This window comes from Pleomorphovibrio marinus, from assembly GCF_003347495.1.
GTDB lineage: Bacteria > Bacteroidota > Bacteroidia > Cytophagales > Cyclobacteriaceae > Pleomorphovibrio > Pleomorphovibrio marinus.
The window spans coordinates 93,502-117,163 of sequence record NZ_QCXY01000007.1 but is presented as its reverse complement, the minus strand read 5'-3'; the positions used below and the strand labels follow the sequence as shown (position 1 = coordinate 117,163).

The 23,662-nt window shown below is 43.6% G+C and carries 15 protein-coding genes; 1 reads left to right on the top strand and 14 read right to left on the bottom strand.

Annotated elements, in window-relative coordinates:
• Positions 1-3: 3 nt before the first annotated feature.
• Positions 4-1,353 carry a TolC family protein gene (locus DB520_RS17155; RefSeq protein ID WP_114751000.1) on the bottom strand — a complete coding sequence of 450 codons (1,350 nt, stop codon included), beginning with the start codon at positions 1,351-1,353 and terminating at the stop codon, positions 4-6.
• Between the two features lie 449 nt (positions 1,354-1,802).
• Between DB520_RS17155 and DB520_RS17150 the strand changes: the two genes are divergently transcribed.
• A complete protein-coding gene (locus tag DB520_RS17150; protein ID WP_114750999.1) occupies positions 1,803-2,648 on the top strand; it encodes an aminotransferase class IV in 846 nt (281 codons plus the stop codon).
• Here the strand turns inward: DB520_RS17150 and DB520_RS17145 are convergent.
• The 13 genes from DB520_RS17145 to DB520_RS17085 all read right to left on the bottom strand — a co-directional run bounded on the left by DB520_RS17145 (position 2,626) and on the right by DB520_RS17085 (position 22,729).
• Positions 2,626-3,420 (bottom strand): thymidylate synthase, encoded by a 795-nt coding sequence (locus tag DB520_RS17145; RefSeq protein WP_114750998.1) that lies wholly within the window; start codon positions 3,418-3,420, stop codon positions 2,626-2,628. The genes DB520_RS17150 and DB520_RS17145 overlap by 23 nt on opposite strands.
• Before the next feature lie 7 nt (positions 3,421-3,427).
• A complete protein-coding gene (rfbB, locus tag DB520_RS17140) occupies positions 3,428-4,474 on the bottom strand; it encodes a dTDP-glucose 4,6-dehydratase (RefSeq protein WP_114750997.1) in 1,047 nt (348 codons plus the stop codon).
• A 9-nt stretch (positions 4,475-4,483) separates the two neighbouring features.
• On the bottom strand, positions 4,484-6,931 hold the full coding sequence (locus DB520_RS17135; protein WP_114750996.1) for a GumC family protein: 2,448 nt from the start codon (positions 6,929-6,931) through the stop codon (positions 4,484-4,486).
• A 2-nt stretch (positions 6,932-6,933) separates the two neighbouring features.
• Positions 6,934-7,752 carry a polysaccharide biosynthesis/export family protein gene (locus tag DB520_RS17130; RefSeq protein ID WP_114750995.1) on the bottom strand — a complete coding sequence of 273 codons (819 nt, stop codon included), beginning with the start codon at positions 7,750-7,752 and terminating at the stop codon, positions 6,934-6,936.
• Positions 7,753-7,827: 75 nt separating this feature from the next.
• Entirely contained in the window at positions 7,828-8,997 is a 1,170-nt protein-coding gene (locus DB520_RS17125) for a glycosyltransferase family 4 protein (protein ID WP_114750994.1), read from the bottom strand.
• Between the two features lie 140 nt (positions 8,998-9,137).
• A complete protein-coding gene (locus DB520_RS17120) occupies positions 9,138-9,881 on the bottom strand; it encodes an AAC(3) family N-acetyltransferase (RefSeq protein ID WP_114750993.1) in 744 nt (247 codons plus the stop codon).
• Positions 9,871-10,737 (bottom strand): phosphoenolpyruvate hydrolase family protein, encoded by an 867-nt coding sequence (locus tag DB520_RS17115; RefSeq protein WP_114750992.1) that lies wholly within the window; start codon positions 10,735-10,737, stop codon positions 9,871-9,873. The genes DB520_RS17120 and DB520_RS17115 overlap by 11 nt, the downstream gene beginning before the upstream one ends.
• Before the next feature lie 101 nt (positions 10,738-10,838).
• Positions 10,839-13,178 carry a GMC family oxidoreductase N-terminal domain-containing protein gene (locus tag DB520_RS17110; RefSeq protein WP_114750991.1) on the bottom strand — a complete coding sequence of 780 codons (2,340 nt, stop codon included), beginning with the start codon at positions 13,176-13,178 and terminating at the stop codon, positions 10,839-10,841.
• Positions 13,162-14,898, bottom strand: coding sequence for a metallophosphoesterase (locus DB520_RS17105; RefSeq protein ID WP_232835032.1), 1,737 nt, complete (start codon positions 14,896-14,898; stop codon positions 13,162-13,164). Before DB520_RS17105 ends, DB520_RS17110 begins: the two co-directional genes overlap by 17 nt.
• Before the next feature lie 92 nt (positions 14,899-14,990).
• A complete protein-coding gene (locus DB520_RS17100; protein ID WP_114750990.1) occupies positions 14,991-16,019 on the bottom strand; it encodes an alpha/beta hydrolase in 1,029 nt (342 codons plus the stop codon).
• 242 nt (positions 16,020-16,261) lie between these two features.
• Positions 16,262-17,722 (bottom strand): mandelate racemase/muconate lactonizing enzyme family protein, encoded by a 1,461-nt coding sequence (locus DB520_RS17095; RefSeq protein ID WP_114750989.1) that lies wholly within the window; start codon positions 17,720-17,722, stop codon positions 16,262-16,264.
• Between the two features lie 73 nt (positions 17,723-17,795).
• Complete coding sequence (locus DB520_RS17090; protein WP_157972138.1) at positions 17,796-19,367, bottom strand: SusD/RagB family nutrient-binding outer membrane lipoprotein; 1,572 nt, start codon at positions 19,365-19,367, stop codon at positions 17,796-17,798.
• A gap of 38 nt (positions 19,368-19,405) precedes the next feature.
• Positions 19,406-22,729, bottom strand: a complete 3,324-nt coding sequence (locus DB520_RS17085; protein WP_114750987.1) for a SusC/RagA family TonB-linked outer membrane protein — start codon at positions 22,727-22,729, stop codon at positions 19,406-19,408.
• Between the last annotated feature and the right edge of the window lie 933 nt (positions 22,730-23,662).

Sequence of the window (23,662 nt, the reverse complement as noted above, 5' to 3'; positions counted from 1 at the left end):
ATATTACAAGGTTAGAGGTTTGCCTAGGTAAAAATCTAATACTTTCATTCTAAACACATACTCATACTTAGCTGTTAATAAATCAGCCTCCGCATTAAATAAATTATTTTGAGCTATTTGGTAATCTGTAGCATTTATTGCGCCTACCTCAAATCGCTGCTGGGACATCCTAAAAGCCTCTTTAAGGGCTTCCACCCTTAATTCTGAACTGTTGAAGGATTGTCTGGCGGCATAAGCAGAGGTATAAGCTGTTTCTATGTCTTGCCTCAATTGGTTTCTTGTTTCCAAATCTGCAACTTCACTAATACGTTTCTGCACCCTGGCCCTCTGTAATCCAGCCCTGTTTCGGAAATTTGAAAAAATCGGTATATTCAAGGCCATATTCACCGTTTGGGAAATATTATTCTCGAATTGCCGAAATACCGGATCCACTGGGCCGAGGGCTGCCTGATCCACGTAATTGGAAAATACATTGGCATTGATCCCCAAAGTTGGGTAATAGGCGCCTTGGGCAATTTTAATCCCATATTCGGCGCTTTCCACCTCCAATTCAGCCGCTCTTATCTGGGGAAGATGGGATAAGGCCTCGCTGTAAATTTCTTCCACACTGGAAACTCCCAATTCCAGGTTTTCTAATTCCACCTCTGGAATGGATATGCCGAATTCATCGGAAAAGGGAATCATCAAAAACTGGGACAAGTTCAGACGGGCAATCCTAAAATTATTTCTGGCATTGATGACCTCTAGTTCAGAAGTAGCCCTCTGGGCCTGTATTTCCAACAACTCTGCCATAGGTAATCCACCAGCCTGTACCCTGCTATTGGTAATAGCAAGTTGTGCCTCAATGGTGTTAAGCTGATTATCGGCGATATTAAGCTGTTCTTTGGCAAAAGCCACATTGATAAATAAATTTATGGCATTGAGACTGATGTCGTTCTCCGTGGCCTCTACGGTCAACCTGTTGGACTGCAAGTCCACTTCTGATTGTTTGATTCGGTTTTGAATCTGCCTCCCAGTATAAATAGGGAGATTTGCACTGGCTGATACGTTTACGTTTCCAATTCTTCTGGTTTCAAATAAATTGGTAACGGGGTTAATGGATCTTCCCCACCTAAACCCAGAAGAAATGCCAGTAGAAAATGAGGGCAACATTTGGCCTTTTGCTTCCAAAAGCCCTGCCTCTACGGATTCTAGGCTTAGGTTTGCACGCCGAAGGTTGAGGTTGTTTTCCAATGCTATTTCCAAACATTCCTGCAAACTTAGGGAAGAAATCGCAGGTACTTCTTGGCCAACTGCTACTTTTAGCAATGAAAACTTAATGAATAAAACTAATACAAGTAATTTTATTTTCATGTGTTTATAATTGTTTTTCAGCGGTCACATGGAATCTCGCATTGATAATCATCCCTAAGTGTGAGGTTCTCCTCATGCTCGATTTCATCTGTTTATAATTTTTTTTTCAGCGGTCATATAGCCTGCCCCTGCCTGCCCCGAACTCGCTTCGGGGAACTTGTTTCGGGGGAATCTCGCAACGATAATCATCCCTCCGTTTGTCGCTTGCGTCATGCCCTGACTGCCGTCAGGACAGGCTCGATTTCATTGGATATGGTATATGCGCATTTCAATTGTCTTTTGAAAAAGCTACCTATTTTCAAATAATATGCTAAAATGACGATTTCCCTAAACTTTTAATAAAATTAAACCCAAAACCTTGTAATATACCTATATAGTGCATTTTTTAACTAAATTTAAGTCATTGGAAAGTAAACAAATCAAGAAAATGTCCATAATCGAACAAGTTTATGTCCGAATTTGAAACAGTATATTTTACCAAAGAAGTGGATGGAACTTTCAAAGGCCTTTCCCAACCCCCAAGCCGTGCATCTTTTTTCGGGGATGGGCTCTTTGAAACCATGGTTTTCCAGAAAGGCAGTATCCTAAATGGCCATCATCACATGGATAGGCTCCATTTTGGGCTGAATGCATTGGGGATTTCGGAGGAGGGTATTTCCACCATTGTACAGTTGGAAAGCCTTATTAAAACCAAGGTTACTTCAGGAGCCAATCTCCCCTTGAGGATAAGGTGGAATATATACAGAGAAGGACTGGGCAAATATACGCCCCTTTCGGACAAGGCAGAGGAAAGCCTATACCTACAAGAATTTGTGCCCTCCCCCACTATTAAATCCAAAGCATTTATTAGCGATAAGATCAAACTCTACCCCAGTCCCTGGGCAAATTGCAAAACCCTAAATGCCTTGCCCTATGTAATGGCTAACAGGGAAAGGGTAAAGCTTTCCATGGACGAGGTAATTCTGCTAGATGAGCATGGTTTTATCAGTGAGGCAGGAAGCTCCAATCTTTTTTGGCAGAAGGGCAACAAGCTTTTTACTCCAGACCTGAAACACCACGCCATCATGGGTGTGGGAAGGTCGGTGATCCTTGCCCAAGCCTCCCAATTAAAATACGATATGGTGGAGGGGTCCTTTTTGCCAAAAGAAATAATGGAGGCCGAAAGGGTTTTTACTACCAATATCAGTGGCCTCTCCTACATTCAGTCTATAGAAGGAAAAAGCTTTAAAACGGGGGGCCTGGAGGATATTGCCTCCTTATTTCCCAAGCCACCTACACCGAAACTTCGGCCTTGATATGAGGATGAGGGTCATAATCCTTAATTTGGATATCCTCGAACCTAAATGCAAAAATGTCCTTAACAGAGGGGTTGAGATAAAGAGTAGGCAGTTTTCTACACTCCCTGGAAAGTTGGAGTTTGGCTTGGTCCAGGTGATTGAGATAAAGATGCGCATCCCCGAAGGTATGCACAAATTCACCGGGAGCCAATTCGCAAACCTGCGCAATCATGCACAAGAGAAGCGCATAAGAGGCAATGTTAAAGGGAACGCCAAGGAATACGTCTGCACTCCGCTGATAAAGCTGACAAGAGAGCCTGCCTTCTGCTACATAAAACTGAAATAGCAAATGGCAGGGTGGTAGGGCCATCGCGTCTACATCCGCAACATTCCAGGCCGAAACGATCAACCTTCTGGAATTCGGGTTAGTTTTGATTTGGTGAATCAAGTTTTTTATTTGATCTATCTCTCCTCCCTTTCCATCTGGCCAATGCCTCCATTGGTATCCATAAACCGGCCCCAAATCCCCATTATCATCGGCCCATTCATCCCAAATGGAAACCTTGTTTTGTTTGAGGTATTGGACGTTGGTCTCCCCATTTAAAAACCAAAGTAGCTCGTGGATGATGGATCTTGTGTGGCACTTCTTGGTGGTCACCAAAGGGAAACCTTCAGAAAGGTCGAACCTCATTTGGTACCCAAAAACCGATTTAGTGCCTGTTCCTGTCCTGTCATTTTTAGTTACACCATTTTCCAGAATATGGTGCATTAGTTGGTGGTATTGTCTCATGTTAAGTCTATCCGTAGTGTTGTTGGTAATATTTCTGATAATCCCCTGAAGTAACGCTTTCCAACCAATCCTCATTTTTGAGGTACCAATCGATGGTTTTTTCTATTCCCTGCTCAAACGTCACGCTTGGTTTCCACCCTAATTCCTTATGTATTTTTCCGGCGTCTATGGCGTATCTCAGGTCATGGCCAGCCCTGTCTTTAACGAAGGTGATCAATTTTTCCGAGGCTCCAGGTTCCCTGTTTAGCTTTTGGTCCATCAGCTTACACAGTAATTTAACTATATCGATATTTTTCCATTCATTAAAGCCTCCAATATTGTAGGTATGATTTAGCTTACCCCTATGGAAGACCAAATCAATGGCCACCGCATGGTCTTCCACATAAAGCCAGTCCCTTACATTCTCCCCTTTTCCATATACAGGAAGGGATTTGTGGTTTTTGATATTATGGATAACCAAGGGAATCAGTTTTTCGGGAAACTGGTTAGGGCCATAATTATTGGAGCAATTGGAAATCACGGTCCTAAGCCCATAGGTATTGGCATAGGCCCTTACAAAATGGTCGGAACTTGCTTTAGAGGCAGAATAAGGGGATTGTGGGTCATAGGGTGTGGTTTCGAGGAAATACCCATCCTCCGGTAAGGAACCATATACCTCGTCGGTGGATACGTGATAGAAAAGATGTCCCTCCAGGTTTTTCCAAAAGGTTTTTGCCGCATTCAATAAATTAACAGTGCCCAGCACATTGGTTTTCACAAAGGCTAAAGGGTCGGTAATGGATCGGTCTACATGGGATTCAGCGGCAAGATGTATTACGTCGGTGATCTGATAATCATTAAACACCTTTTCTAGGGCCATCTCCTCCAAAATATCTACTTTTGCAAAATGGTAATTTTTTTTATCCTCCAGGTCAGCAAGGTTTTCCAAATTGCCAGCGTAGGTGAGACAGTCCAAATTCACAATTCTGTAATCTGGGTATTTGTTCACAAAAAGCCTTACCACGTGGGAGCCAATAAACCCAGCCCCTCCAGTTATCAATATCGATTTTTCCATGTCTTTATACTAAACCCTAAATTTAGAAATTATTTTTTTTAACCAACCTGATTTAAAGTCTGCCTCCTCCTCATAATAACTTCCGCTGTATTTGTTTTTCTGCATATAGGAATAGCTGTAGCCATACCCATAATTATATCCACCAAAATCATAGGTGTCCCCTCCTCTTTTCATCCCGTTGAAAATGGCATAGAAATTCCTCACCTGGTCGCTGGCATACAGATCATTGATCATGAGCAGGTGGTTTCTGTGCGTAAAATCATGCCTTACTATATAAAGGTTTACGTCCGAAAACCGGAGCAAGTCCATGGTTTCTGAAACCAAGCCCACTGGTGGACAATCCATCACTATGATATCAAATTCACTTTCCAATTTGGCCATAAAATCCCCCAATTTGTTCTTCAACAACAACTCGGAGGGATTTGGGGGCACAGGCCCTGAAGGTACAATGTAGAGGTTATCATATTTAGTGGGCAATACGATCTCTTCTGCGCTGTGCTTGTCCACCAAAAAGGTGGAAAGCCCCTTCTTGTTAGAAACCTCCATGTAGTTAGACAATTTTGGTTTTCGAAGATCAAACCCCATCAGACAGGTCTTTTTACCACTTAGTGCCATGGCTGAGGCCACATTGATGCTGATAAAAGTTTTACCTTCCCCAGAAATACTGGATGTCACAAGGATTATTTTGCATTTTTTTTCACTGGCAATATAGAAAAGTGCAGATCTTAACGAACGAAAAGACTCAGAAGCAAGTGCCCTGGGATGATCCGCCACCAAAAGGTTGGTTCCTTTTTCACTATAACCTATAGTACCTAAAATTGGAATTTTCAAAATGTTTTTAAGCTGTATCTGATCCATAACACGGTTGTTCAGATAATGGTACAGTAAAAGAAAGCCAAAGGGAATGAAAAAACCAAGGCCCACGGCGTAGGTATAATTTTGCAGCTTTTTCGGGAAAATGAGATTTCCCCTTTTAGCATAATCCACAATGGAATTATCCGAAACGTTGGAAGCCTTCGCTATTCCAGCCTCTGCCCGCTTTTCAAGCAGGTAGGTATAAAGGTTCTCTCTAAGTTTAAATTCCCTGAAAATATTGGAGTAACTGGATTCTGCCTGTGGCAAGTTTGCAAACTGACGGTCGTAGGTGCTTAATTTTTCGGTATTTTCCCTTTTTCGCACCTCCGTATTTTCGATCAGGTTTTCAATATTTTCAAAAATATTATCCCGTAGCCTGTTAATTTGCTGGTCCACAACAATTAGATCGGGATGGGTTTCATGGACTTTTGACAAAAGCTTTCTGCGCTCCAAGGAAAGTTGCACCAGCTGCTGTATCAAATCATTCAATAGCCCATCTGCTATGCCTACCACTGAAGGAGCCACGACTTCTTCAAAGTTTCTTCCTTTACGCATCAGGTAGTCCCGCAAAGTTCTGTAATAGGAAAGCTCAAAATCAATGGCCTGAATGTTTTCCTCTAGGGAACGTATATTTCCCAATACCCCACCAAACTCAGCATTTACGTCCAATAATTTGTTGGAGACTTTAAACTGCTGCATCCTCCTTTCCACTGAGTTCAAGGAGTCCTCTACAATAAAAAGTTGTTCTTCGATAAACCTAAGTGCATTTTCGGATATTCTGTTCTTTTCCCGAAGGTCATGTTCCAAGAATGCATCCATCAAAGCATTTACGTAATCGCTGCCTTTATCTACCACTTTGGTGACCATACTCACTTCCAAGACGGAGCCGTAGTTGATCATAGGCTTTACCTGAATGGCTCTCGCATACTGGTCTACTAGCGAACTGGGGTGACTAAGCTTAAAACTCACTTCGTCTCCAATTCTGGAAGGGTTGGACAGATGTACCGTAAACTTGGACTTGCTGCCTGTTACTTCCTTCCCAAAAGTATGTATGCCCTCAAAAATATCTAGATCTATATCACTGCCCCCATCACCGAAATTCCACCAATCAAAAATCTGGCTATCAACCTTCCCCAGTCTGTACTCATCTTCGGAAAGGATTTCTATTCCAATCTTTTTTCCCTCTACTTGGGGATAATTCCAGTCCACCTCCACCAATACCGGGCTGTTTTTATAGAGCTCTATCTCTTTGATGTTGGTTGCGGCATAATAGGTGACATCAAAATGCACTTTTTTAAGTGCATCCTCAGCCAACTGTTTGGAAGAAAACAAGAGTATGTCATTGGTCAGATTTTCTCCTGAGGAAAAAATATTGGACCTGTCCAACACCCTCACCTCGGGGGAGGCGTTGGTTTTAATCATCACACTGCCCTTCACCTCAAAAAGCTCAACGGTGTACCTGTGAAAAAGAAAAATACCAACCACACCCACTGCAATGAAAAGCAGATACAAAGGCCAATACCTCGAGTATTTGATGATATAGTATTTTATATCTATTGGCTTCTCCTGCTCCTCAAACTTTGACAAATCCAAGTTTTCCATAATTAGAATATTCCAGAAGTTACACCGTAAATAAAGAGTATTGCCGTAAGTATGGATATACCCAGCTGAAGGGAAGCTGATAAACTCTCCCCAGAACCAATCTGCCTGATTTGCATGGGTTGTAGGTACAAAACATCATTGGGTTGAATGAAATAATAAGGAGAAGCCAATAACCTCCGGTCATTTAGATTTATTTGGTGGATTTTTGTCCCTCCGTCATACTGCCGGATCAGAAATAGCTCATTCTTTTTTGCCAGGATATTTGATTCACCGGCCATGGCTAGTGCATCAAAAATAGTAGCCCGGTTTTTCAATATTACCTTGGTCCCCACACTGTTAAATTCCCCCAAGGCCGTAAACCTTATCCCCCCAATCCTAAGCCTTACGTCCACATCTTCCTTAAAGTAACTGTTGATCGCCTCCTGAACTTTATCCCTACCTTCCTCCTCGGTAAGCCCCGCAAGCTTAATTAATCCCAATATAGGCATTCTTACCTCTCCATTTTTGTCAATGGGGTAACCAGAAAAATAAAAGACATCCATGGCGCCTCCCATTGCCCCCATTCCTCCCCTGCCCATCCTTGAACCACTTGCGCCATGGTATTCAAAAGCCTTCAGCAACTCCTCATTAGAGGAGGCAAAGTCAATATCCACAATATCAAAAGGCTGCAAAATGTATTCGTAATCTACTTCAGCATAGGGGATAAACTCTCCCAAGGCTATTTCTTCCTCACCCTGAAGGTTTTGGAGATAATTAATCCTTTTGTTGCTTATACAAGATACTGCCAAAAATAGAAAACAAACCCAAACAAAATTTTTCATTTTCACCGCCAAAATTCTCCCATAGGGAACCCAAAATTAATTAAATAACACACGAAAGAAAACTTATCCAATCGATTAGTTTGAAAGACTCTTCTTTGTGTCCCACAGGCGAAAATAGGATTCCAAAATCGCCTGATGTACCCTTTTCCTATCGTACTTTTCCCTAACCTCCACATGAAGCCGATCTGCGTATCCATTCATTTCCTCCCTCTTTATATAGGCAAATTCCATTGCTTCTTTCAAAGCATCACGATTTTTGACAGGATATACCAAACCTGTCTTTTTGTGCTTCACAACTTCCAAATTCCCGGGAATATCCGAACAAACGATAGGGCAAGACATGGCTGCGGCTTCTAAAAGCACGTTGGGAAACCCTTCCCTATGGGAAGGATGAACCAAAATGTCGGAAATGGCCAAATAATAGGCAATATGGTCCGTCCATTCCACATGAATTATCCTTGGATGGTCTTCGATGCGCTTTTTGGTTTGAAGGGAGATGGGGTCAAGGTCTTGTTCATAAGAACCCAACAACACCAATTTCGACTTTTCGACTATCTTTGACGCAATATAAGCCTCAATTAATTCCTCTATCCCCTTGTCCCTGACAAGACGGCCTGCAAATGTGATCACAAACTCATGCTCCGCAGGGGCCACCCGCATCATTGCTGCTACCAGGTGGTTTTCCTTTAGGTTTTCCCTGCTAAACTTTTCTAAGTCCACTCCATTGGAGGATCCTTGTGCAATTACCCTTATTTTCTCTTCAGGGGCGAGTTCGTTTGTCACCAAGAAATCCTTCAGGGAATAGGAGTTAGGCCAAACCTCTTTGGAAAGGCGGTAGGTGAGTTTTTCGAGGAAAATCAACAGTTTCTTGTGTTTGCCACCCACCCCTAAAAATGGCAAACCCGCCAAGGTATGGACCCTAATCCCTATACCACATATCCGTGCAGCAAGCATTCCCAATAAACCGGCTTTGGGGGTGTGCGTGTGCACTATATCGGGTCTTTCAGCCTGGAATAGCTTTATCAGCTTCCAGAGACAAACCAAATCTCGGATTGGGGTGATCTTTCTGGTGAATGGCACTATGTGGTGGCGGCAATTTTCGTTTTTTATTACCTCCTCCCATTCTTTTCCTTCCCCGCTGACCATAAGCACTTCCCAGCCCGCCGAGGCCATATATTTCATTTGTCCCCTTAATAGCAACTTGAGGGAAAGGGGAACAGTGGTTATCCTAATAATTTTTGGCATGTAGGGCTGCTAAATCGAATAAAAAAACAAAGATAAATTTTAAAGGACAAAAATGTAATTTTTCACGGGTTATTGTATAAGTATCCGCGATATTTAAATTAACTGCCCAAAAAAGTAAATTTTCTGTACACCATAAGAGCTTATGCCTTGTCTACAAAGTAAAAAGGATCGGCCACCAATTGTTGGTTTCCCTTTACCCAAAGTGCTTTGGCCTGGATAAGAAATGCTTCAGCATCTAGCAACATTCCGCTACTTCTTTCGCAATTATCCAGTAGTTTCCAGATCCTGTCATAACGTTGCTCATATCCATCGAACCCATGGGTAATGTATGACTTAGCGACAGTCTCTCCCCTGCTTAGTTTTAACCTATAGGTAACCTCGGGCCCATATAAATAGGGGGGTTGGGAAAGTTCCTCCACCCCATGCATGGAGGTGTTTGGTTTAAGGCCACAACCGATAAACAACAAAGTGCCATCCATTTCCTGCAGCAGCCGAAAGGGAGAGTTTGGCCCTACGGGAGTCTTGTCTTTCAGGTGTTGCCTAGTAAGCATCTCTGCATTTTTCCCATAGGCACAAACAGAATGCGTAGGATGAATACTTCTATATGTGCCGGGGAATTTCCTGAAAAATTCCGTAAATCCCCCCACACAGGAAGGGGTATGGGCATGGTCAAAATAGGGGTGGTCCTTGGTCACTGTCCTATAAGAAAGTGCAGGAACCAATAGAGTGCCTTCCCTACCCAATACTTCCAACAACGCCTCACAAAGCATACTGGCCTTATTGGTCATAGTACCTAGGCTACTCAAAGAGGAATGAACCAGTACGTTGTCCCCATTGCACAGACCTAGTTTGAACAGATCCTCCACCAATTGTTTATTTTGCATAAAGGGACAGAGATTTAAATTGTTGGGTAAGCGCTGTAAGGGAAGCCTCCACCCCCATCCTTTCTAAAGAAGAGGCACCTACAAACCCTTGGGCTTGGGTAGCCTCCAATACTTGGCTTACATCGTCCGGGGTGTTGATGGGCCCACCATGTGCGAGAAAAAACAAGTCGGGGTTAACGGCCTTACAGGCTTCTATGATTGCCTGTGTTCTTTCTATCGCCTCCTTCATGCTGCAACTTGCCCCTTTCACTCCGATTGACCCTCCCACTGTGGTACCAACATGGGAAATGATGGCATCTGCTCCGGCTTGGGCCATCTTCACCCCCTCCTCGGGAGTAGCCACATATACAATGGAAAATAAATCCATTTTATGGGCAATTTCCACCATCTTTACCTCCTTTTCAAACCCCATACCCGTCTCTTCCAAGACTTGCCTAAAGTTGCCATCAACGATGCAATGGGTTGGGAAGTTGTTGATGCCGGAAAACCCCATATCCTTTACCTTGAGCAGGTGATGCCAAATTCTTCTCCTGGGGTCGGAACCGTGTACCCCACATATTACGGGGATTTCTTTTACCACTGGGAGTACCTCATACTCCCCTATTTCCAATGCCACAGCATTGGCATCGCCGTATGCCATTAGACCTGCCGTAGAACCGTGTCCTGACATCCTGAACCTCCCGGAATTATAAATAATCAAAAGGTCTGCACCTCCTTTCTCTATAAATTTGGCACTTATACCCGTTCCTGCTCCGGCAGCAATGATGGCTTTATTTTGTAAAATGGTAGATGTCAATCTCTCCCTTACTTCCTGTCTCGTATAGGGGTTCCCTACTCCTGTCCAAGGGTTTGGCATTTTTTGTTGGTTTAAAATTCCGCTTCTATCCTGCCAAATTAAGCAAATGTAAGTGCTTACCAAAGAAATTGACAGGTAGTAGAAATCCAGGCATAAAAATACTAAACCCTGAAATAGGTCTCCAAAACATTGCCTGCAAAAAACTTCCCAAAGGTTTTTACTGCACGCAGACCCTCCCTACGGTTTGGTGCATGGATTGCCTTCATCGTTCTGATTTGTCTGAGAAAATCAGCAACCCTAATCACAAGCTTTCCTTTTCCCAGCACCTCTCCCTCTTTGGAAATACCTTTATACACAGTAACAAAAAGCGTGGTAGTGTCCTTCCAAACATCCAACCTTCTGTCATTGTGAATATCCTTAAACCCCTCGAAGAAATAATCATTCCCTTCCTTGCTCCTCAGTTTTATCCGATATGCCATTTTCTTCCGAGAAGAATCATCGGGGTTCTCAATAAAAAGGTTAAAAACACCTTCTAGCGCCGTCATGGGAAAGCTTGATAAAGCTGGCGCATTCATAGTCCCAATCATTGAGGCAGCATGGTTAGCATCATTGACAAACGCATCAATATCCTCTGTTTGGATCGTCAAGGTAAACTCAAGATTGGAGCCTACTTTTTTACCCTGGTTAAATCCTGCCTCATAGTCTCGGGTTTCCCCTAGCCCAAAATACCCTCTCATGGTTTCTGTAAACTGCACTCCTGTACCCTTGGGGGATGTGTCCCGGTCTGGCTCAGAAGGAGCGGAAAAATCATAGTCCAGGGTATACCCTTCTTCCTCGGCAATTACTTTACAACTTCGCTCCGCGAGGGCGGATATGGTCATAAGGGGATTGGTTCCTACTGGCCTTGGGATTACCGATCCATCCATGACATAGAGGCCCTCATGTAAGGGGGATTTCGTGCTGCCGGTAAATACTTGTCCCTTGTGGTCCACTACTCCGGTGCTAGCATCCTCTCCCATGCCGCAGCCCCCTAATGGATGGACGGTCACTAAGTCATAATTTAGCATCCTGTTCCAGGTAGGATTTGGGATTTTTGTGCCTCCTAATGCTTCTGTGGCCTTAAACATTTTGTCGTTTACCTTTTGGAAAATCTCCTGCTTGCCCACTCCTTTCCAATTGATACTTAATTTATTTTCATCAAATACAAGTTCGCCGTTTCCATCGTCATGGGTCATCACCAGATAAATTTGGGTGTGTTTTAAAGCACCAAAAAAGGGTCCCAAAAACAAGCTCATTATTTCTCTCCATTTCTCTTTGAGATAATCCCAAAACCCCCTATCCGTTTTCCTGCCTACCAACCTGCTAAAGGTTACCAGGGATTTTGGCATAATCATCCTGATAGGGCCAGGGACTGTTCCTTCCTCCAAGGTCATTCCTTCTTCTAGTACTTCCCTTTCCCTGATATCTATTACGCTCGTAATGCAGGGTCCCACCTTGGCAATTTCATCAGTACCTTTTCGGCCCAACCCTATACCGTTGATCGGGACATCGTTGTTATAGCCAAATCCCAGTACGTCCCCGTTGCCGGTAAACCTCTTGCCAATCCGTTCGGATAGGGAAAGGCCTTTTTCACGGGAACGCATCAAAATTTCGGTGGATCCCAAAGCTCCTGCACTCAAAATGACCTTTTTGGCTCTGACAAACATCAAAGGGGCATCAAAGTTTTCCCTGCCAATACCAACTGGATGAAAAAATAACAGCCAATCCGAACCCTCCCTTTCGAGGTGCCTGACATTTATTTCCACAAAAATTTCTGCCCCATGGTTAAAGGCATCTGGAAGGTAGTTCATGGCAGTCGTGTTTTTGGCGCTGATATTACAACCTGTTACACAGTCACCACAATTGGTGCATTTCGCCTGCTTTATACCTACATGGTTTTCCTTGTCCTCAAAATTCACATTGATATCCAAGAGCCGGAATGGCTCACCCATGTGGGCTGCCGATTTTCGCATGGCTTCGGTTTTCTTTAAAACAGGATATCCCTTTTGGCCCTCGGGATAGGGGTTTGGTTTCAGCATGTCCCAAGCCCTGCCCATGCCTGCTTCAAAGCTCTTGGGGTCATTTCGGATGGCAGCAGGCCAGGCAGCATCCTCCATCACTCTGGTTTCAGGCCTAATGGAAACATTGGCATTTACCAAGGAGGTACCCCCCAGGCCACACCCTTTGAAAACATTAATGCCATTTCCCATGGTAAACTCATACAACCCATTCCTATTGATCCCGGAGGACCTTCCCCGGATAAAATTCATCTCACCTGCGGCTTGCTTGAGGGTCCTGGGGAACTCCCCAGGGAGAAATTCCTTGCCTTTTTCCAACAAACATACCTTATATCCTGCCCTTGCCATCCTGGAGGCGGCAATACTTCCTCCATATCCGGAACCTACGACTACTACATCGTATTTTCCCCGGATAGAGGTGATGGGTTTAGAGAGTTTTTTCATGTTTTATGATTATCGGTTTTTCTATGAGTTCATAGTTTATGGGGCTTCCTTCAAATTTAGGTTTGTCCTCCGTTCCTACATTTTTCCAATTGGACACCACCTTTTTTAGGCCTATGGGGTAAATGGTCAGGGCGTCCTTGTCAAGCTTTATCCGAAGGAAATTCTTATACCCTTCCCAGCGATAGGAAGAAGCGGCTTCTGTAATATGATTTTTCAGAACCAATACGCTAAAGGTCAAATAGAGGCCAAAAAGCACTCCGCTTATTATCCCCCCCACTAAGATCATTTCTAAAGAATAAATCAACACTTGTTTTGCGGTATCCAAGTCTAACCCGAAGTGGTGGAGGTTGAGCCGAGAAAACCACCAGATTAGTAGGTAAAAGTTAACCAAATGTAGAAACCCATGTACAGCACCTGCAATGTAATTCCATTTCCCATTTCCCGATTTGGTGTCCGTGAAAACCAATAAGCCCAAAAACAAAAGGATATTTAAAAACACTGCGCCCGGATTATGGCTGATGGCGACCGAGGTGGCTGAAAGAAAGTCCTGAAAGCCACCATTAAACAAGTCCACCTGGGCCAACCTCTCCATGTAGCTGGTTCCCCCAAGTTCCTTTGTCTGTAATATCCATGAGGTAAATAGGTGATACACCCCGAAAAAAAGCAACATAGTTATGCTATAAAATGGAAAAATCAGGTTTAAAAAACTCAGTTTAATGGAATCCTCCTTTTCAGGAAAAACCTTTTTAAGGGTGGCATCATACCCATCCACCGGTTCGATTTTTTCCTTCAGAGTATGTGTGGGGTGAAGAAACGCGCCTCCTCCTCCCGCTGTGATCAATTGGCAAACGGAGTTTTTTTTACTTATCTCTTCATATCGGGCATAGTGATGAAGATCGCCAGTGAGGATGGTGGTCACATCTATGTGCTTATTTTTCTCCTCATATTTTTCGTCTCCCTTGCCATAGAGTATCCTGTCTATAAAAAACTTAAACCGTTCATGTGCGGTGTTCTTCTGATCAAAAGAGCATAGCACCCAGGAAGGTTCGGCAGTACACAGGATTACTTTTGTGTTTTCGGTAAACTCCTTTTCAGCAATTTCCCTGAAATAGCAAATTTGGGGATAATCGATATCGGCTTGCAACTGTATGTCCACGGCTATGAGCCAATAATCATGGGGAAGCTTTATGGCAAAATAACTCCTGTTTTGCTTTGTCTTCCAGTTACCGAAAGATCTCTTTTGGGTAAATAATTTAAGAAAATTGGAAAGGCCATCGTACCAGTCATGGTTTCCGGGGATAGCATACACTTCAGGTCGCTGGGTGTCTTCCTCATTTTTGGGAAAAGCAGCGGTATATGGTCCCTTTAGGCGATTGTCATACTCGTGCATTTCTGGAGTTGGGTATATTTCATCCCCGCCCATCACCAGGATATCCCCCCTTTTGAGAGCTTCCCCACCCGCTTCCAGCTTTTCCTGCGCCAATAGATGAGCCAGGGTGTAGGTGGGATTAAACCCATCCCCCAAATCACAAATGAAATCCAACCATAATTCTTCCTTCTCGGAATGGTCGAAGTAGTTTACATCCTGGCTCAATGCCGCCAATGTTTCCCTTCTGTCCGCAAAATTACCAAAAACCCCGGAGAGAACCGTTTTAACCCCGGTATTGGACAACTGCTTGGGGTCATACCAGTTGACCATGGGCATTTTTTTAAATTTCATGGGCTAAAATAGATTTTGACTTTGGAAAAAAGAGCCATGACTAAAATGACTCCGTATCTATATATTCACCACTTCCCTGACATCACTTGTTGTTAAGCATCCTGGCCAAGACTATGGTCCAATTCTTTTATCATTAAAGGAAAAACATCTACATGGGCATTTTTACCAAAGAATATATCCAAATGACTGTACTCATCCATCAAATATAACTTATGGTGTCCCGGGTTTTGGGACTCCAAGTACTCATATGTCTTTTTCTGGCTATCGCAGAGGAAGCACTTATTTTTCACACCCCCAAAAAGCACAATCCTTGCGTCGGTCTTTACTGGTTTCACCTCGTAATCAGACCCATTGTTACCGCTTGGAACCAACACCCCCTCCCCAACACATTTATAGATATGCCTGAAAAAAGAAATAGGCACGTGGGCAAATTCATGCTGAATCCAATCCATGGTTTTCTTGTCCAAGTTTTCCAGTTCCCAAAGTGCAGGAAATCCCGATCCATAGGTGAAACTGACCATTTTGCCAACGGCGGTGTCTTTCTCCCAGTGGGTGGCCAGGACAAACTTCCTCAATAGCTTAGACTTAAAATCAGGGGCTTCCAGCCCCCATTGGGGATTGAGATAGTCAAAAAACCTTCCCACAATCGGCAAAAGAGCACCAAGTTTAAAACGCGAAAACCGGGGAATATCCGGATGCAGGGAAACGGCATTGCTAATGATTATTTTGACCTGGGGCAGCAAGCCTAGTGCTGCAGAAATCATGAAGCTAGTGCTTCCCTGGCAATGGATGATGGCCTTTACTTCCTGACTTCCTGTCAGTTCACAAACCTTCTGTACCGCTACAGGATGGTCATTTTTGGCCACTACATCCAAGTCCCACTCATTGGGGGGTAGGTCTATGCTTCCCCTCCAGTTTTCGAGCCACACATCATAACCTGCATCGGCCAGCATATGGATGAGGTTTTTTTTGTGGGGTGGGTTGAAGATATTCGCCCTAACCCCTGCCCCGTGAACCAATAATACGGGGCCTTTGGTAGGTTTGGAAGGCAGGTAATGCAATAGATTACATTCAAATCCATCCAAGGAGGTAAAAGGAATGGTCTCAAACTGGGTGTTCATGGGTATGTGCTAGATTCAGGCTTTAAGTTACGCAATTTTTATGAATCACAAAATCTTATTTGCCTAATTGAAATAGGGAGTTAGTATTTACAAGTTGCCAATGAGTAAAATCAATTTCCATAAAAAAGGAGAATGAAATTGGTCAGTGCGTATGGCAAGAGGGGTTGCTTCTCCAGGGAAATCATAAAAAGTAAAAAAAAGCCATTGGGATGATTTCCCCAATGGCTTTGATGGCTAATCCATCAGCTCCAGGTTCTGTCCCAAGAGCGAAGTTCATTCCAATCGTCAGTAGGGGCAAAAAATTGCTCCCCTTCTTTGAGGCGTTTTTTCACCTCGTCTTCATTCAATTCCAATCCAATGCCCGGTGCTTCGGGTACCTTTACGTAACCATCTTTCACCAATGGCTTGTCTATTCCCGTTACCAAGTCCTCCCACCATGGGTTGTCCACAGAATGGTGTTCCAAACCGATGAAGTTATACGTAGCAGCAATAGCATGGACAGTACCCATAAAAGAAATTGGAGAAGCTGCATGATGCACTGCCATTCCAATTTCAAACTCCTCGGCATAGTCACCTATTTTCTTGGTCTGCAAGTAGCCACCAGCACTTCCGGGATCCGGGTGCACGATGTCCACGGCCCTATTTTCTATCAGGTCCTTAAAATTTCTCTTGTGGTAAGTGTCCTCTCCAGTAAGAGTAGGCGTGGTGATGGCCTCTGTAATCCTTTTCCACTGTTCGGTATTTTGCCAAGGAATGAGGTCCTCCAGCCATGCGATATTGTAGGGGCCGAATGCTTCTGCAAGTTTGATCATTTCATTATAGCCCATATGCCCGAAGTGGTCTATGGCCAAAGGTATTTCATATCCTACTTTTTCCCTTGCTTTGGCTGCAAACTCCACCATTTTTTCAAGCCCCTTTTGGGTGATTTGGACATGGGTGAATTGATGGGGTGTCTGGGCAAAGCTCATAGGGTCCCTATCCGTCCACCCTCTCAGTGGTTGCCAAGGTTCGGCATTGGTCAAGGTGTCTTCAATGTCCTTGATGAGGCCTATACCTATGTCCATTTTCAGCAAGGAAAATCCCTGATCCACCCTTTCCTTCATTTTTTCGGCAAATTCATCGGGATCCTTCATCGTGGGAGTGTCCACATAAATGCGTACTTTATCCCTGAATTTACCTCCAAGCAATTGGTATAAGGGAACACCGTAGGCTTTTCCGGCAAGATCCCAAAGGGCCATCTCCACCCCGGAAACTCCCCCACCCTGACGGCCGTGGCCACCAAACTGCTCTATTTTTTTGAATATTTTCTCGATATTGCAGGGGTTTTCCCCCAAGATCCTACTTTTCAGCATCAAGGCATACCGCTTATCTGCACCATCCCTTACATCACCCAGGCCATGAATGCCCTGATTGGTGTAAATTTTAAGCAAAGGGACATTGCCATATTGGGCAATTCGCATATCGGTAATCTTGAGTTCGGAGGGATTGGAGTTCCTGTTGACCTTTGATGTGGTATGGGCAATGGTGTCCTCCACCGGAAGCATCATAAGTCCACCCAGACTAAGTCCCCCTAGGCTTGCTTTTTGCAGAAAGGACCTTCTCCCGTTTTCTTGCTTGGCATCTTGGGAATTAGCAGATACAATAGCCTTGCTATTTTCTACCGGCAAATCGGCCTGTTGTAAATGACGAATGTTTTTCTTCATAATTAATTTCGGTTAATAAAGGTATGGGAAGCCAATTTAGAAAAGGCTTCCCATAAAATAATAAGGAAAATTATTAACGGCTCAAAACAGTGGCAGCACCCTCAGGGTCTATCCACATACGGGTAAGTGGATGGTCTTCCCCTTGTCGGGATACAGCCGTTTGAAGGTTAGCACCATTCAGACTCAATTCTATCTGACTGTAATATGCCCTTCTGGGAATAACTCCATTGGTAACATTGTCCGTCCTATCTCCTGGATCCAAAACCGGAAGTCCTGTCCTCCTCCATTCGAAATAAGCCTCTAAACCTTTAGTAAATAAAGAAATGTACTTTTGATTATGAATCTGTTCCAGCTTATCCTCTGCACTTCCACTTAAGGTCCCATGTTCATCCAAATAGGCATTTACCTCCTGATCGGAGATATTATAAGGAGGCATCTGAAGTGCCGATCGAATGCCTTCTCTGTAAAAGGCTTCGGCATCATCTTCACTGGCTCCCCATCCTTTAAGTGCCGCTTCAGCTTGGAGAAAAAGGACTTCGGAATGGGTGAAAATATGTACAGGAACATTTAAGTCTTCATTAGCCCAAATATCCAGTGCCACTTCAGATACCCTTGTTAAGTTAAGATCATCGTATTGCTCCACTGTCATGTTTGGACGAATGCCCTCAAAGATTAAATCATCGGGATCCCCTGTCTGGGCATAAACAGCCTTAGACTCCTGGGTGGGTTCAGCGATCAAGGTTAACCTAGGATCATCCCTTTCTTTAAGCATGTTGACAAGATGCATTCCTGGCCTGGATTTAATATCTGGTGCCCTCATTTCTCTGGTTATGGGATGGGCGGTTTCATCAGGTCCATTATTGGCAACTGTGTTAAGCAAAGCAGACTCGGCATCGCTTGCGATCAAGGGACCCTGCATAGCCTGCGTGACCACCTGCTCAGCTAATGCAGGATCCGCATTGGAAATCCTCATACCAAGCCTTAACTTAATGGCATTCCCCAGTTTTCTCCAGTTCTCCACATTCCCGCTATAGAAATAATCCGCATCGCCAAAACTTAAGTCCTGCTCATTTAGCAAGGCCATATTTTGGTCTAGCCGCTGTAACATTTCAGGGTAGATTTCTGATTGGGGGTCGTATTCAGGAAAAGAATTTCCATCCATGCCCCTTGCACCCTGAAAATAAGGTATATCTCCATATGCAGCGGTAAGTTTTTCGAATGGCAAAGTTTCGTAAATTCTTACGATGGCAAGCCTGGACCGTATTTCCGGGTTATTCTCGTCCCCGTCTGCAAGGTCCAACAACAAAGCCTGGGTTCTCTCCAGGTTTTTCAAGACGTTCTGATAGAAATGCATCCACATTTCATCATCAATCCTCCTATCAGGCATATAATAGTTTGGTCTCCCGTTATCCAGGGTTACATTTGCCCAATGCTGCACCCATCCTCCAAAGAGCCTGTTGTTAATCCATTCGTAATTATAATTGATATTATCCATACGAATAGACTCACTAAAGGTAAAGTCCGGGTTTATTTCCACCACTGCTGTAGGTGGGGTATTTAGCTCTTCAAAATGGTCTGTACATCCAAAGAAGAGGACTATGGAAAAGACCACGATTAGCCTATATGTATTTTTATAATTTTTCATATCCGTGTGATTTTCTATACTGATTACAAACAATGATTCTAAAAGGCAATCCTTATATTAAACCCAAGATTTCTCATCAATGGCCATGCGAAGGATTCAATCCCCATGCCTTCTTGCCCGAGATTGAAACTGGCCACTTCCGGAGAAAAGCCATCCGTATGCCTTACGAAATAGAACAAGTTCTGACCAACGAAAGACAGGTTAAGCTGATTAACCCCTAACCTTTCAGTAAAGGCACGGGGGAAGTTATAACCTAATCTCAGTTCTCTCATCTTCACAAAAGTGGAACTGTTCAGGAATTCCTCTCCCACGGATTGATCCTGAGCAGGCACTACATGGTTCCAATATTGTTCAGCAGATATCTGTGTGGTATTGGGTTCACCGGTAGAGACCCATTGGCCATCTTCGTTTTGAACGCCCACTACACCGTCAGCAATATAAGTCCCGTCCCTGCCTTCCAAGGTTCTAGTGGTTGTTCCATATAGAGCTTCATACACGTTTGATAAGGAAAAGATATCCCCTCCATAGCGCATATCAAACAGCGTAAATAGGGTCCAGTTCTTGTAATTCAAAGTACTAGAAAACCCACCTGTAAACAGCGGCATTACATTGCCAATCCTGAATTCTCCATTTTCACGAACTGGTAATCCATCCTGCCCAACAATTCGATTCCCATCATCGTCCCTTAACCAACGTGCTATAGGACTATAGATAGCACCATAGGGCTGACCAGGGTCGGCATATACCCTTACATTTCTGCTGTCTCCCAACATGAACCTGTCGATACCATCTACCAAGGAGACTACCTCATTGTAGTTATGAGCCACGTTCAAATTCAGGCTCCACATCAAATCTTCCCGTTCGACGACTACCCCATCTATCATGACCTCCACACCGGTGTTTACGATCTCTCCCGCATTTACACTCCGATTGGCAAAACCCGAAGAAGGAGCCACCGCGATATTCAATATTTGATTTACGGTGGAAGCATGGTACCATGTAGCGTCCAATCTTAACCTTCCTTCAAAAAACCTTAAATCCGCTCCGATCTCCCAAGAACTGGTTAGCTCACTTTGCAAATCCGAAAACGGAACGGTGTTCTGAAAAACTGCCCCCGGTTGGCCAAGATGCGGATTGTTTGTTAGGTTGTAAACTCCCAAAACATTGTAGGGGTCAGCCGAATTACCAGCCTGTGCCCAGGATGCCCTTAATGATCCATAGGAAAGTGTAGAGGAATAGAAATCAAAAGCGTCCGTCCACACAAAATTACTACTTATCGCTGGATACATAAAGGAATTGTTTTGTTCTGGTAGAGTGGAAGACCAATCATTTCGAATTGACCAATCCAGGTACAGGTAATCTCTCCATCCCAACTGACCAAAGGCAAATACGGATTGGATTTCCCTCTGTTGTATATTGAGTATAGGGTTCTGTACCGCTGCGTTGGTGATAACATAAAGGTTTGGGACGGATAAGCGACTACCATCAAAACCGGAATTTTGGAAGTCATTCCTCATATAATTACCACCGATATTGGCACTGAAATCAAGGTCATCCGTTAGCTTTTTGTTAGCCATCAATAAGAACTGAACGTTGTCTTCCCTGAATTGCTGGGTAGTTTCACTCATGCCTCCAATTTGGTTTACACGGGTCCCAATGGCATCATGGGTATGTCGGTTATCTGTGTAAAAATCCGTTCCCGCTAGAAGGGAAGTGGACAACCAGTCATTAATTTGATAATGGATGTCCATAAATGCCATCACCCGTTCCCTTCTGTCCTCATTTCTCACATTATTGGTTATCCAATAAGGGTTTTCGGTATGGGTGCCGTTACTCCAGTGCCTGGACCACCCTACCTGTCGCTGATTGGAAAGATAATCATGTAAGGCATTTGGATTGTCCAAATCACCTTGAGTAAGTTCATACCGCTGGAAACTTTCCAATGAGGTGTTTCTAGGTAACCCCCTGAATTGATAAATGGCATTCCTCTGGTCATCGGCAAGGCCTACTCTGTTTTCCACACTTTGGCGCACATAATTGACTTTCGAAGAAACAGTGAGTCTTTCGTTAAACTTGTGCTCAGCTCTGATATTAAAGGTGTTTCTGGTGAGATTGTTGGAAGGCTGCATGCCTCTATTCCGTATATCACCGACGGAAAGCCTAAAATTCGAGGTTTCATTGCCCCCACTTAAGGATACCGAATTGTCAAAGGTAAGTTGGTTCTGGAAAAAATCCCTTACATTATTGGGTTGAGGACTAAAAGGAACCATCTCTCCGTCCCATCCATATACCGTATGGCCATCCATTCGTGGGCCCCAGCTTTTAGGGTGTTGTGGCCCATCTCTATTGGTGGTTACCTGTGGAGTCAGTTGATCCATGTTGCCCATAGCTTGAGCCTCACTTCGAGAAAAGATATTGCCTTGACCATCACTGAAATACCGGTGTTGCCCATTGGAGCCTAAGCCATATTCATTTTGAAAATCAGGCCATACCAATGGATTTCCTACCCTCATATTGCTGTTGATTTCCACACCTATGCCATCCCTGGAAGCTCCGCTCTTGGTGGTAATCATGATCACGCCGTTAGCTCCTCTTTCCCCGTATAAGGCCGCGGCATTAGGGCCTTTAAGTACCGACATTTCTTCGATGTCATTAGGGTTAAGGTTTTGGATACCATCGCCACCGTCACGTCCTCCCCATCTACCGGCTTGTACCCTTGATGTGTTGTCTATCGGTATTCCATCCACAACATAGAGAGGTTGGTTATTTCCCCCCAAAGAACTGAACCCACGGATAACCACTCTACTGGAACCATCCGCTCCACCGGCACCATCCACTTGGACTCCTGCCACTCGTCCGGAAAGAGAGTTGGCTACGTTAATCTCAGGATTTTGAGCCAGCTGATCGGTATCCACCTTACCAACAGCATGACCCAAAGATCTTTCTTCCCTCTTCAACCCGAAGGCTGTTACCACCACCTCAGACAATTGTTCTGCATCTGGAGAAAGCTGTACGTTTATTTCACTTCTGCCTCCAATCTGTACCCTTTGCTGTTGATAGCCAACATAAGATACGATCAGGGTCTGACTATCGTCAGGTACGGTTAGGGAGTAATTGCCATCTATGTCAGTCACAGTCCCTGTTGTGGACCCCTCCAATAAAATGGATGCACCAGGTAGTGGCTCCCCGTTTTCATCTGTCACCACTCCTGTTATGGTTATGTCAAATTCGCCGATATCCAGCGCCGTACGGTTAATGCTGTTTTCTGTTGCATGAATGGGTGAAAAAAACCCACTTATAAACAATAAACAACAGCACAAGACAAAAAAGACACCTTTGCCTTTTGATATACTTTTTTTCATACTTTTAAGGGTTATTTAATAATGAGAAATTGTTGAATAGCTGGGTGATGAATCGTTTTGGAAGAACACTACATTACCCATGGCCGGAAGAAATTCCGGCCTTTTTTATCCCGGAGGACATCTTGGTTTAGGCATGACAATAATGGTTATTTGAGTGATCTCCTTAGTTTTAAGGAGAAATCAAAGTAATAATTAACTAAGTTTTTGAGACTTTAAATCAGGGTGGAGTGCACTTAAAAAACAACAATTTATTATTGTGTTTTGAGATGAAAAAATGAAATAAATATAACTCGAAAGTATAGGTTGTCGAAGTTTCGTACATCGAAAATAGGTTTTCTGGGTTTGAAATAGTATCTTAAAGGTAATAAAAAAATTGAATTTTTAAAATTTTGGCACCAAAAATCATATTTGTTTGTCAAATGAAAAAATGTCCATATAGGTCAATAACCTAAAATAAATTATACCTTGAGTTTATTTAAAAATTAAATATTGTGAAAACTTGCTTTACCTTATATTAAAATTTGTTGCCAACCGCCTTACTTTTTTTATTATACTGTTGTAATACTATTTTTTATTATATTATTTTTATTTTGTTTATTTATTCCTTTATTATGCAGTCCTACTGGATATAGCTAAAAAAACTCATAAATCGAGCATGATCGATCGTCACCTACTTGGTTGCCCCCTGATAGCCATCAGAAGTATCTGGGAGAAGACAGCCCAAAGGCCGGGGCAGGCTCCTGAATAGAGTCCCCCGAAACGGATTCCCCGATCCCGATAGAATACGGGATGGAGCAGACAGGACAGGCTACACTGCCTGAATGCAGTCGGGTGTGACGGCTGAAAAAAAATTATAAACGTATGAAAAGGAATTATTGCCTGTATTAATCCCCAATTTTACGTATTTTTGCAGGCATTATATTTTGTGAACAT

Coding starts and splice junctions, on each gene's coding strand:
- DB520_RS17155 (WP_114751000.1), bottom strand. CDS start 1,353: ATGAAAATAAAATTACTTGTATTAGTTTTATTCATTAAGTTTTCATTG.
- DB520_RS17150 (WP_114750999.1), top strand. CDS start 1,803: ATGTCCGAATTTGAAACAGTATATTTTACCAAAGAAGTGGATGGAACT.
- DB520_RS17145 (WP_114750998.1), bottom strand. CDS start 3,420: ATGAGACAATACCACCAACTAATGCACCATATTCTGGAAAATGGTGTA.
- rfbB (WP_114750997.1), bottom strand. CDS start 4,474: ATGGAAAAATCGATATTGATAACTGGAGGGGCTGGGTTTATTGGCTCC.
- DB520_RS17135 (WP_114750996.1), bottom strand. CDS start 6,931: ATGGAAAACTTGGATTTGTCAAAGTTTGAGGAGCAGGAGAAGCCAATA.
- DB520_RS17130 (WP_114750995.1), bottom strand. CDS start 7,752: ATGAAAAATTTTGTTTGGGTTTGTTTTCTATTTTTGGCAGTATCTTGT.
- DB520_RS17125 (WP_114750994.1), bottom strand. CDS start 8,997: ATGCCAAAAATTATTAGGATAACCACTGTTCCCCTTTCCCTCAAGTTG.
- DB520_RS17120 (WP_114750993.1), bottom strand. CDS start 9,881: ATGCAAAATAAACAATTGGTGGAGGATCTGTTCAAACTAGGTCTGTGC.
- DB520_RS17115 (WP_114750992.1), bottom strand. CDS start 10,737: ATGCCAAACCCTTGGACAGGAGTAGGGAACCCCTATACGAGACAGGAA.
- DB520_RS17110 (WP_114750991.1), bottom strand. CDS start 13,178: ATGAAAAAACTCTCTAAACCCATCACCTCTATCCGGGGAAAATACGAT.
- DB520_RS17105 (WP_232835032.1), bottom strand. CDS start 14,898: ATGAAATTTAAAAAAATGCCCATGGTCAACTGGTATGACCCCAAGCAG.
- DB520_RS17100 (WP_114750990.1), bottom strand. CDS start 16,019: ATGAACACCCAGTTTGAGACCATTCCTTTTACCTCCTTGGATGGATTT.
- DB520_RS17095 (WP_114750989.1), bottom strand. CDS start 17,722: ATGAAGAAAAACATTCGTCATTTACAACAGGCCGATTTGCCGGTAGAA.
- DB520_RS17090 (WP_157972138.1), bottom strand. CDS start 19,367: ATGAAAAATTATAAAAATACATATAGGCTAATCGTGGTCTTTTCCATA.
- DB520_RS17085 (WP_114750987.1), bottom strand. CDS start 22,729: ATGAAAAAAAGTATATCAAAAGGCAAAGGTGTCTTTTTTGTCTTGTGC.